The organism is Pelosinus propionicus DSM 13327 (assembly GCF_900114615.1).
GTDB classification, from domain to species: Bacteria; Bacillota; Negativicutes; order DSM-13327; family DSM-13327; genus Pelosinus; species Pelosinus propionicus.
On sequence record NZ_FOTS01000101.1, the window covers coordinates 1 to 4,836 of the forward strand.

6 protein-coding genes are annotated in these 4,836 nt (G+C 40.4%); 2 read left to right on the top strand and 4 right to left on the bottom strand.

What is annotated here, in order from left to right; all coding sequences use genetic code 11:
• Positions 1-45: 45 nt before the first annotated feature.
• Positions 46-738, top strand: a complete 693-nt coding sequence (gene istB / locus BMZ99_RS25435) for an IS21-like element helper ATPase IstB (RefSeq protein ID WP_090944810.1) — start codon at positions 46-48, stop codon at positions 736-738.
• 71 nt (positions 739-809) lie between these two features.
• Here istB and BMZ99_RS25440 read toward each other — a convergent pair whose 3' ends face one another.
• The 4 genes from BMZ99_RS25440 to BMZ99_RS25455 all read right to left on the bottom strand — a co-directional run bounded on the left by BMZ99_RS25440 (position 810) and on the right by BMZ99_RS25455 (position 4,259).
• Positions 810-1,295: a transporter substrate-binding domain-containing protein gene (locus BMZ99_RS25440; protein ID WP_245755165.1), complete on the bottom strand. Its 486-nt coding sequence runs from the start codon at positions 1,293-1,295 to the stop codon at positions 810-812.
• Positions 1,296-1,555: 260 nt separating this feature from the next.
• Positions 1,556-2,938, bottom strand: a complete 1,383-nt coding sequence (locus BMZ99_RS25445; protein WP_090944813.1) for a mannose-1-phosphate guanylyltransferase/mannose-6-phosphate isomerase — start codon at positions 2,936-2,938, stop codon at positions 1,556-1,558.
• 105 nt (positions 2,939-3,043) lie between these two features.
• Positions 3,044-3,418: a hypothetical protein gene (locus tag BMZ99_RS25450; protein ID WP_090944804.1), complete on the bottom strand. Its 375-nt coding sequence runs from the start codon at positions 3,416-3,418 to the stop codon at positions 3,044-3,046.
• Between the two features lie 103 nt (positions 3,419-3,521).
• A complete protein-coding gene (locus tag BMZ99_RS25455; RefSeq protein WP_090944807.1) occupies positions 3,522-4,259 on the bottom strand; it encodes a transposase in 738 nt (245 codons plus the stop codon).
• Between the two features lie 348 nt (positions 4,260-4,607).
• On the opposite strand from BMZ99_RS25455, the gene BMZ99_RS25460 reads away from it, so the two are divergent.
• Positions 4,608-4,836 (top strand): helix-turn-helix domain-containing protein (locus tag BMZ99_RS25460; protein ID WP_139214769.1); only part of this gene is annotated, 229 nt, incomplete at its 3' end.

Consider the following 4,836-nt stretch of genomic DNA (forward strand, 5'->3'; position numbering starts at 1 on the left):
AGTGCTATTTACGAGGGTATTAAACTTTATGCTAAAATATTAAAAATGCCAACGTTTACGCAATACCAAGACGTGATTCGGCAATTAAAACCCAATATGGGGCTGGATGAAGTGCTCTTGGAGCTCATGAAAAAGGAATGTCTTTCAAGGCAAGATAACCAACTACGAAGACGAATTCATACCGCTCGTTTCCCCGTAACAAAAACATTGGAAGAGTTAAATATGTCTTGCTTTGAAAACATAAAGCCTACATTTATTCAGCAGCTAGCTTCCTGTGACTTTGTTAAAAAGCGAAGAAACATCATAATGATTGGACCACCAGGAACAGGCAAAACCCACCTGGCCATTAGCTTGGGAATGAAGGCCTGTGCTTGCGGTTACAGAGTTTTGTTTCGCACTGCCGCAACGATAGCAAATGAACTTTGTGAAGCCAAAGATGCCTACAGATTATCTAAATTAGAAACGACTATTGAAAAAGCAGATTTACTCATACTTGATGAACTATCTTACTTAAGCTTCAACCGTCACCAATCGGATCTGCTGTTCAAAGTTGTCTCTGAGCGTTCAGAACGAGCCAGCATAATTGTTACCACAAACTTGGAGTTTTCACGCTGGACGGAGATGTTCGAGAGTGAAACAATGGTGGCAGCTCTTGTTGATCGGCTCACCTTTAAGTCTCATTTATTGGACATGAACGGTTCCTCATACAGAATGACTAATGCTATTGCTAACGACTAGATGGCTCAAATATTCGTGAGCACAAGTGGCTCAAAATTTCATGAGCGAGTGGCTCACTTTTTCATTGACGTTTATAACTGTGAGCATCCCACCCGTTTACCGACTAAATCATCAATCGTTTTAATATCCGTGCGCCCTTTCGCTACGACAATTCTCTTATCATAATTTGCAAAACCTTCATTCGTAAACAGATACTTTGCCTCTCTGTCTGGATTTTTTTCAAACTGCTGCGTCGCAATATTGATTTTTTTTGCATCCAAACTCAATAAGAGATTCTTCAACTCGATGGATTGAAATCTAAATTCATATTGGGGAAGCCTTGCATCGATTTCCTTTAATACTGCTACATCATAGCCTGCCGGCTGGTTATTCTTGTCAATATATGCATAGGGTTCAAATGTAGATCCAGCTCCAACTAGCACCTGCCTAACCTGTTTCGTATCATTTGCTGCGGCTCCTGAAGCCTGATCTGCACCTTTTTGGCTGGAGCAACCTGCCAGCAGCAAAGCCCCTGCTAAAATACCAGATAAAAGATAAGTAGAAAAACGCTTTTTCATTTTGAACACTCCTAACAATATGTATTATTTTATAGCTATAGGAATTTTGAAAAATTCCTAAAGATAACTATCCCTACTCTTGCCAAACACCTCTACTATCTCTCTTAACAAATAGCAAAAAGGCATAGAATCTCTAATTCTCATAGAGATTCTATGCCTTTGGTTTTCCCAATCAGCTTAGAACTATTGTAGGTGATAAGTTTCTTCTTGTCAACTATAATGAGCACAATTTAGAATTAATTCCCTCACTGGTGTATTCCTCACACTCTCCCATACACATCATCAAAACGTACAATATCATCTTCCTCCAGATACTTACCATTCTGCACCTCGATAATCTCCAATGGTATTCGTCCTGGATTTTCTAAACGATGTTTCGTGGATAGAGGAATAAAGATACTTTCATTTTCATGAACCAGCTTTACCTCCTCGCCAAGAGTTACTTCAGCCGTACCACCAGTCACGATCCAATGTTCACTACGATGATAATGCATTTGTAGACTGAGACGCTGCCCAGGATTCACCACAATCTTCTTCATCTTATAGCCAGGACCTTCACCAAGGATCGTATAGCTTCCCCAAGGACGGTACATCGTCGTATGTTCATCTGCTTCTTTGCGGCCACGTTGCTTTAGCTCGCCTACCAAATCCTTGACCTTCTGTGATTCACCTTTCTTAGCTACCACGATTACATCATCCGTTTCCACTACTAGTAGATCTTCGAGGCCAATACCAGCAATCATACGACTTCGTCCTAACATGAGTGTATTTGTACAATCAATAGGAATGCAGTCTCCTTTAACGGCATTCCCATCCTGATCCTTATCTAATACATCGTAAATAGCATCCCAGGAACCAATGTCATTCCAATAAGCTAATAAGGGAATCGTCACTACTTTATCCGATTTTTCCGCCACCGCATAGTCAATTGAAATATTAGGCATGCTTTCAAACTGGACCAATGCATCCGTATAGTTAGTAGATGCTAATTGATAGATCTCAGGTTGATGGGTAGAAAACTCTCTCATGATTTGCCCCATAGTAACAGCAAACATCCCTGAATTCCAGTAATACCGCCCTGCTGCCAAATACTCTTCAGCGACTTCCTGACATGGTTCTTCCTTAAAAGACTTCACTCTAAAACCATAACCGTATTCCTCATCAGCTTCAATGTAGCCATACCCGATCTCAGGTTTATCCGGTTTTATGCCAAAGGTGACGATATTTTCCTGCCGTGCCATTTCTTCAGCCTGCCTTACAGACTTGATAAAAAGATCATTTTTGCGAATAATATGATCAGAAGGTGTCACAAACATCACTTCATCTTCCCCAGCACTCAATTCATCAATACAGTACCTTGCTGCCAACGCAATGGCTGGAGCCGTATTACGCCCTACGGGTTCTAATAAAATATGGGCGCCCATCGCCCCACAAGCAGCTAACTCTGCCTTAACATGATGAATATATTCCTGATTGGTGACAATCACCATATCTGCCACCTTGGCTACAGGCATAAAACGAGTAATCGTCTGTGCCAGCAAAGATTGCTCAGCACCGAGCTTCATAAATTGTTTAGGAAAGCAAGTGCGGGATAATGGGAATAAACGTGTACCTCCACCACCTGCTAGAATTATGATTTTCAATGAAACGGCTCCTCTCGGTATTTGTTTTACACAATAAAGCAGCGATAGCAAAGCTACAGCTGCCAAAATCGTTCTCTTCATTCCATGCAACAGGATGTTTTATCCTTACCTGGCTACCTTTAATTGAATAATATCATTCCAATTCTTGGCCGTAATGGCTTCTACGGCACCCAAATCAGTGCGAATACTTTTAACTTCTCCTTCAATCCGAGCAGTGGCGTGTACTAATTGATCCATTTGTACTTTCTGATATTCACTCTGATGTACTAATGCCTGAATAAAACCACTATTCTCCTCAACTTGTCCCTCAAGATTTTCTAATCTGGATCCGACACCTTCCAAACGTCCTTCCATACTGCTCAAGCGTCCTTCTATGCCGTTCAAACGTCCTTCCATACCTTCCAATCGAGACTCTACCCGATTCTGTCCTTCAAATAATTGCTTTTGTCCTTCCAACAACTGCCGTAATATTTCTTCCACATTATACACCTCCTATCAAATACAAACTTTTAATTACTTTCATTATCTCACAAAACAAATCATAAGTCAGTATGTTTCAAAACTTGTAGTTCTGTCACATCAACTATTTATTTGCAAGGATTTTTCTAATAGTTTCCCTATTAATTCCCGTTACCTCCGCCAGCTTTCTTCCTGACATGGCAGTATTCTCTTGCAGCCAAATAATCAATTCTTTACGCGTATTTAGATATTCTGGTTTCGAAATGTCCTTTAATGTAATTCCTCTAATTTGCAAAAACTTTCGAATCTGCGCTTCATGATTATCATCCAATTTACAATCTTCCATAACGTCCATGCATGCCTCTTGACTCAATTCCATATGAAATCTTCTGAACCCCTCTATCGCTACATTACGGTTTTCAGAGAACATATTTAAGATTTCAGCAAATTCTGGTAAGTAGCTATCTCCAGTTCCCCTCAAATATCCTGAACAGCTACTCCAAGGATACGTTTCCGTCTTACCAATCCCTGCCTTCTCTGGATTCTGATGCACATACCGTATGACAGTAAGCAAATAACTATCACTTTCAACGTTCTCACTTTTGTACCGATCTTGAAACAAATGCCCAGATCGTCTATATTTTCGATTAAAGTAGCCTACATAGCTCGTAGTAATCCGTCTCATAATCCTAGATATACTATCGTTAGCTTCCTTAAGTACTAAATGAACATGGTTATCCATCAAACAATAGGAATAAAGATAATAACTTCCCTGTTCTCGCTTTGCATATAGTACGTCTAAGAATCTCCTCCTATCTTCATCATCGATGAAAACATCCTTCCGCTCATTGCCTCGAAGCATCACATGGTATACTCCAGTTTCGCTCTACACTCTGGCACTTCTTGCTTATGCCGGATAGTTTAGCAATCGTTGCGCTGGACAGACCTGTCATTTATGCAAATTGCCCTTTAGAGATCCACTGCCTCTGGACGGCTTTTCAACTCAACCGACAAGTCCGGCATCGTGCCTCTAGTAGTGAGGTAATGTTCCAGCATAGTCTTCACTGATTCAACTTCAGCTTCAGCGCTTATCGGCATAATGTGAATGATATTCTAAAAGTGTACCACTTCAAGTCATATTGATATTGAATTAGTTTACCACCTATCATAAAAATCCTGTAGAATATTATCAAATGTTTTGCAGGGAGGAATGAAAGGTGTGATTATTGAGGTGGACATTTATTCAGCGATTCGTGCCCGTTATTCAGATGGAGAATCCATACGCGCCATCGCAAAAGACCTTGGCGTATCAAGACAGACTGTTAAAAAATACTGCGAAGGCGCTACTCATCCAGAAGTGCGAAAAAACTACCAAAGAGAACCTGAAATCATTACTGATACTATCAAAACTTTTATCCTTGGCTACTTTAAAGAAGACG

Excerpts from the sequence above, each read along its gene's own strand:
- istB (WP_090944810.1), top strand. The coding sequence starts at position 46 with ATGCCAACGTTTACGCAATACCAAGACGTGATTCGGCAATTAAAACCC.
- BMZ99_RS25455 (WP_090944807.1), bottom strand. The coding sequence starts at position 4,259 with ATGCTTCGAGGCAATGAGCGGAAGGATGTTTTCATCGATGATGAAGAT.
- BMZ99_RS25440 (WP_245755165.1), bottom strand. The coding sequence starts at position 1,295 with ATGAAAAAGCGTTTTTCTACTTATCTTTTATCTGGTATTTTAGCAGGG.